This is a genomic window from Kitasatospora sp. NPDC056076 (assembly GCF_042266305.1).
GTDB lineage: Bacteria > Actinomycetota > Actinomycetes > Streptomycetales > Streptomycetaceae > Kitasatospora.
In genome coordinates this window covers 1-5,017 of sequence record NZ_JBHJWG010000107.1, presented here as the reverse complement: position 1 = coordinate 5,017, position 5,017 = coordinate 1, and the positions used below count along the sequence as shown (strand labels likewise).

The 5,017-nt window shown below is 75.6% G+C and carries 5 protein-coding genes; 4 read left to right on the top strand and 1 reads right to left on the bottom strand.

Translation table 11 applies throughout. The annotated features are described in order from the left end of the window. The first annotated feature begins 253 nt into the window (after nt 1-253). The gene (locus tag ACFC1T_RS38100; RefSeq protein WP_375897323.1) at nt 254-577 is read left to right on the top strand and encodes a nuclear transport factor 2 family protein; all 324 of its coding nucleotides are present in this window, start codon (nt 254-256) and stop codon (nt 575-577) included. Nucleotides 578-590: 13 nt separating this feature from the next. Here the strand turns inward: ACFC1T_RS38100 and ACFC1T_RS38095 are convergent, their stop codons facing one another. Continuing rightward, nucleotides 591-1,811, bottom strand: a complete 1,221-nt coding sequence (locus ACFC1T_RS38095; protein WP_375897321.1) for a serine hydrolase domain-containing protein — start codon at nt 1,809-1,811, stop codon at nt 591-593. An 86-nt stretch (nt 1,812-1,897) separates the two neighbouring features. On the opposite strand from ACFC1T_RS38095, the gene ACFC1T_RS38090 reads away from it, so the two are divergent. The 3 genes from ACFC1T_RS38090 to ACFC1T_RS38080 all read left to right on the top strand — a co-directional run. Then, nucleotides 1,898-2,416, top strand: a complete 519-nt coding sequence (locus tag ACFC1T_RS38090; protein ID WP_375897319.1) for an NUDIX hydrolase — start codon at nt 1,898-1,900, stop codon at nt 2,414-2,416. Nucleotides 2,417-2,488: 72 nt separating this feature from the next. After that, nucleotides 2,489-3,397, top strand: coding sequence for a TetR/AcrR family transcriptional regulator (locus tag ACFC1T_RS38085; protein WP_375897317.1), 909 nt, complete (start codon nt 2,489-2,491; stop codon nt 3,395-3,397). A gap of 139 nt (nt 3,398-3,536) precedes the next feature. Beyond that, nucleotides 3,537-5,017: hypothetical protein (locus tag ACFC1T_RS38080; protein WP_375897314.1), on the top strand; the 1,481-nt coding region annotated here is incomplete at its 3' end.

The following is a 5,017-nucleotide window of genomic DNA, read 5'->3' as shown; positions in this document are numbered from 1 at the left end:
AAAAAACCTTGCTGTCCTACACCCCCCCCGCGGGGGTGGCCTTTTTCTCCCGTTTTGTGGGGGGGGCCCCCCCCCCGCGGGCCCCCCCCCCCCACCGCCACTCCCCGCGGCGGGCTCACCGGGCAAATCGCCTGTTTCGGGATCTAAGCACATGAATCCGGTGATTTTGCCGACGCGCCGCCGACATGCCCGGACGGCCCGCGCGAACGCCCTAAACAAGGACTCCCGTTCCTCTTCCCTTCGGGAGTCCTCGATGACGATCGCCCCCAGCAAGCTCTCCGACCCCGCCGTCCGCGCCTTCGTGACCGCGGTCAACGCCGGCGACCGCGACGCCTTCCTGGCCACGCTCACCCCCGGCGCGACCATGTCCGACGACGGCTCCGACCGCGACCTGGCCGACTGGACCGAGCGCGAGATCTTCTCCTCGCGCGGCCGGATGGACGTCCAGACCGAGTCCGGCCACGGCCACGCCCTGGTCGCCAACTTCACCAACGACACCTGGGGCGAGATGCGCACCGCCTGGCGCTTCACCGTCGACGGCGGGAAGATCAGCCGCTTCGAGACCGGCCAGGCGTAGGGATCGGCAGGGCTCAGGACAGCCCCAGGCACCCCCGCACCGCGCGGATCAGGTTGCGCGAGCGCACGTCCCCGGTGACGCCCGGCTGCATCCCGTTGGTGACGTACCCGAAGCCGAGCCCGAGCTCAGGGTCGGCGAAGCCCAGCGAGCCGCCCCGGCCCGGGTGGCCGAAGCTCGCCGGGGAGGCCATCGGCGCGGTCGGGCCGTGCCGCCAGAAGCCCAGGCCGAAGGTCGAGTTGACGATCAGCACCCGGTCCGGGCCGTTCACCACCGGCCCGACCGCACGGGCCAGCACCTCCGGGCCGAACAGCGGGGGCAGCAGCGCGCCGGAGCCGTCCGGGCGGTCGGCCGCGCCGATCAGCGCCGCGTAGAACCGGGCCACCGAACGGGCCGTGCCGATGCCGTTCGCGCCGGGGATCTCGGCGGCCTGCACCACCGGGTCGTTCATGTCCACCCCGGGCAGCACCGAGGCGAAGGCCCGGGCGGTCAGCGAGGCCGGGTCCTGGTAGGCGTCCCGGACGGACTGCTTGGGCCGCAGCCGCAGCCCGCTCGGGCCGGTCCGGGCCGCCTCCGGGGCGGGCAGGTCGACCAGCTTGCCGACCCGGGGCGCGGCACCGGCCGGCAGCCCGATCCACAGGTCCAGCCCGAACGGCCGGGCGATCTCCTCGGCGAAGTACTGGCCGACGGTCCGGCCGCCCGCCCGCCGCACCACCTCGCCGACCAGCCAGCCGAAGGTGTACGGGTGGTAGCCGTGCGCCGTCCCGGGCTCCCAGGCGGGCTCCTGCGCGGCCACCGCGTCGACGGCGCGCTCCCAGGTCAGCACGTCGTCCAGGCTCAGCGGCACGTCCAGCGCCGGCACCCCGGCCTGGTGCGACAGCAGCCAGCGCACCGGCACCGCGCCCTTGCCGGCCGCCTTGAACTCCGGCCAGTACGAGGACACCGGCGCGTCCAGGTCGAGCAGGCCCCGCTCGGCCAGCAGCAGCGCGGTGGCCGCGGTCAGCCCCTTGGTCACCGAGCGCAGCACCTGGGCGGTGTCCGCCGTCCACGGCACCGCGGGCGCGGGCCGGCCGCCGACCTCGGGCCGGGCGTCGCCGCCCCACAGATCGACCACCTTGCGGCCGCGCAGGTACAGCGCGAAGGCCGCGCCCAGCTCGCCGCACTCGGCGAAGTTCCGCGCGAAGGCCTCCCGTACCGGCTCGAACCCCTCGGCCGTCTCGCCCCAGATCTCCACCACCGCGCGCCGTCCTCAGCCCGTTCGTCGACGTTCGAATTCCTCGGTCCCGCGTTCGAAGCGGGCCCGGAAACCCTAACCTGTCGTTCATGACCAACCCTGCCGAAGAGCTGCTGGACATCGTCGACGAGAACGACCGGGTGATCGGGACGGCGCTGCGGGGGGAGGTGTACCGCCAGGGGCTGACCCACCGCTGCGTCTTCATCATGGTCCGCGACCCGGCCGGGCGAATCTTCGTCCACCGCCGCACCGACACCAAGCTGTTCTCCCCCGGCGCGTACGACATGTGGGTCGGCGGCGTGGTCGGCTCCGGCGAGAGCTACGCCGACGCGGCCGTGCGGGAGGCCGAGGAGGAGCTCGGCGTCCGGGGCATCGCCCCGCGTCCGCTCTTCAAGTTCCTGTTCCGGGAGCCCGACGGCGGCAAGCTCTCCTGGTGGTGCGACATGTACGAGGCGGAGTGGGACGGCCCGGTCTCCCCGCAGGAGTCCGAGGTCGCCTGGCACGCCTGGCTCACCCCGGCCGAGCTCGCCGAACGCCTCGCCCGCGACACCTTCGTCGTCGACGGCCTGGAGGCCTACCGCCGCTACCTGGAGCTCAAGGCCGGGTAGCCCGCCGGCCGGGCCGGCGAGCGCGGGACAGGCCGCATGGGCCCGCGGACGGCCGCCGGATAGGCTGCGCGCATGGCCTCCCGTACGCCGTCGCCGACGGCCGACCGCGCAGCACGGACCGCCGCCGCCCCCGACCGGGGGGCCGCGGGCGAGCGGCCGCGCCGGCGGCTGAGCGTGGACGAGCGGCGGGAACAGCTGATCGCCGTGGCCCTGGAGCTGTTCAGCCGGCGCCCGCCGGAGGAGGTGTCGATCGACGACATCGCCGCCGCCGCGGGCGCCTCCCGGCCGCTGGTGTACCACTACTTCCCGGGCAAGCAGGCGCTGTACGAGGCCTCGCTGCGACGCGCCGGGCGGGAGCTCTCGGCGCGTTTCGAGGAGCCGATGGAGGGGCCGCTGTCGGAGCGGCTGTTCCGGGTGATGGGCCGCTACCTGGACTTCGTGCAGAGCCACGGGCCCGGCTTCGCCGCGCTGCTGCGCGGCGGCTCGGTGGCGGCCAGCCCCGGCACCTCGGCGGTGATCGACGAGGTCCGCCGGGCGGCGCACGACCAGATCCTCGCCCACCTGGCCGTCCCGGCGCCGAGCCCCGGGCTGCGGCTGACCGTCCGGGCCTGGATCGCCAACGCGGAGATCACCTCGCTGGAGTGGCTGGCCGAGCGGTCCGTGCCGCTGGAGGAGCTGCAGCTGCACCTGGTCCAGGAGTTCGTCGCCTCGCTCACCCTCACCGCCGCCCGGGAGCCCGCGCTGGCCGCCGAGCTGGCCTCCTTCTTCGCCGACGAGCGGCCCGAGGGGCCGTCCGGGCGGCTGGTCCAGGACCTCGTCGGGCTGTTCGCCGTCCCCGGCATCCTCGACGCGCTCACCGCACTGGCCGCTCCGACGGCCGGTTCGGCACCCGTCCCGGCGCCCGCCCCGACGGCCGCGGCGCCCGTGGACGAACCGTCCGCGCAGGCCACGGAAGGGTCCGCCGACGCCTCCCCGGCGTGATCATCGGGTGATCCTGCGGTTCGGTGCCGACGGTGGGCTCTGATAGGAATGGGCGGGGACCTGACGACCCGCCGCCCAGGCGGTTCCGGTCCCACCCGAACCACCGATCGCAGACGGAGCAGAGCGGGGGGCTCACCAGTTGACCCAGGACGTCCAGTTCAGTGCGGAGGCCAACCCCTTCGCGGCAGCCGAGCAGGTCAGCGCGACCCTCGGCACGCTCACCGACGCCCTCTTCGACGAGCACACCTCGCGCCACCCGGCCGCTGCGCTCAGCACCCCGAAGCCGGCCGAACACCCCGCCGCCGAGGCCCTGTTCGGCCTGCCGCTGGCACCCAACGGCCCGGTGCACGAGGCCCTCGACCGGCTCGGCACGGTGCTCACCGCCGGAACGGCCCGGCCCGGCACCGGCGCCCGGGTCGCCGACCGGGTGACGACCGCACTGCACCACCGCTACGGCGGCGGCGCGGTGCGCGGCGCCATCGCCGACCGGGGCACCACCTCGGCCGCGCTGTTCCAGCTGCCGGTCACCGGCGAGTTCGCCGACGCCAAGCTGCGCCCGCCGTTCGCCCCGGCCCTGGCCGCGCTGGCGGCCGGTCAGCAGACCCGGCAGCCGGTCGAACTGGCCACCGGCGCGGGCGCCGAGGTCCGACTGGTCGTCCCGCCGGGCTTCCACCCGCTGACCTCCCCCGGCGGGCCCGCCGGGGTCACCGCCCGGGCCGTGCCCGCCGCCCCGGCGGACACCGCCGACGGCACCGACGGCACCGACGGCACCGACGGCACCGACCGGGCCACCCTCGCAGCGGCCGCCGAACTCACCGGGCACCTGGCCGAGGTCGCCGAGGAGCTGTTCAGCGCCACCGGGCCGGAACCGCGCCGCGACTTCGCGGTGATCACCGCGACCCTGACCGACCTGCTCCACGACGCGGGCGTCCGCTACGCGGGCGTGTGCGCGCTGGAGGTGGACGGGCGCGCCTCCGAGGCCACCCTGGTCGTCTCGCTCGCCCGGCACCCGCTGCCGATCACCGAGCTCGCCACCGAACTGGCCACCGTACGGCGGCACGCCGAGGTCTGGACGGTGCTGCTGCCCGCCGGGCCGGCCGCCGTCCTGGTCGAGGGCCGGACCGTGCCGGTGCCCGGGGCGCTGGCCGCCGACGGGCAGCGCCGCTGGGTGGTCACCTCGGCCGTCCAGGCCTTCGTACCGCTGCCGGACCGCGGGACGGTGCTGTGCGCCCAGCTGTCCACGGCCCGGCCGGAGGACTGGGAGCTGTACACCGAGGCGTTCGCGGAGCTGTTGAAGAGCATCCAGTTCGGCTGGGACGGCGAGTCGCTCCGGACCCCGGCCGCGCCCGCGCCGGAGGCCCCGCCCGTCGCTCCGCCCGTCCCGGTGCCCCCGCCCGCCGCCCCGGCGGCGGACCAGGAGGAGAAGCCGGTACACCTGCGCGGCACCCCGGTGCGCATCCCGCCCGCCGACTTCAACCCCTTCGCCCCGGTCGCGGAGGAGCCCGCGGCGACCGCCCCCGCGGCGGACGCGGCGGCTCCGGCCCCGCGCAAGGGCACCCCGGTGATGATCCCGCCGCCGGACTTCGACCCCTTCGGCATCTCCGGCACCACCCCCACCAC

Bases quoted from the DNA above. Each gene is read 5' to 3' on its own strand.
- ACFC1T_RS38100 (WP_375897323.1), top strand. From the start codon at position 254: ATGACGATCGCCCCCAGCAAGCTCTCCGACCCCGCCGTCCGCGCCTTC.
- ACFC1T_RS38090 (WP_375897319.1), top strand. From the start codon at position 1,898: ATGACCAACCCTGCCGAAGAGCTGCTGGACATCGTCGACGAGAACGAC.
- ACFC1T_RS38085 (WP_375897317.1), top strand. From the start codon at position 2,489: ATGGCCTCCCGTACGCCGTCGCCGACGGCCGACCGCGCAGCACGGACC.